Below are 248 nucleotides of genomic sequence, written 5' to 3'. Positions count from 1 at the left end.
TTGGAAAAGTGGCTCCGATTGCCATATCACTTTAAGCTGAGAATCATCTAATTTTCCCTGATCAACTAATGATGCAAAAAAAGCACTATCAATGGCTCCAGCATCCACATGCTTGCTTTGTACTGCAAGACCCGTCATATCATGGGAACCTGAAAAGCGTACCTCTTTAAAATCATAATTCTCTTCATCTTCATAGATACCATAATCCTTTAATGCTTTACTTGGAACTAAAGAACCAGATGTAGAAG

Annotated in this window: 1 protein-coding gene; it reads right to left on the bottom strand. The window is 37.9% G+C overall.

Features of this window, described 5'->3' with window-relative positions; translation table 11 throughout:
• Positions 1-248 (bottom strand): PhnD/SsuA/transferrin family substrate-binding protein (locus tag AOA60_RS29580; protein ID WP_158235083.1); only part of this gene is annotated, 248 nt, incomplete at both ends.

Origin of the sequence: Pseudomonas sp. 2822-17 (genome assembly GCF_002742485.1) — a bacterium.
GTDB lineage: Bacteria > Pseudomonadota > Gammaproteobacteria > Pseudomonadales > Pseudomonadaceae > Aquipseudomonas > Aquipseudomonas cyclaminis.
The sequence above is the reverse complement of the archived record's forward strand: the minus strand, read 5'-3'. Positions and strand labels throughout refer to the sequence as shown.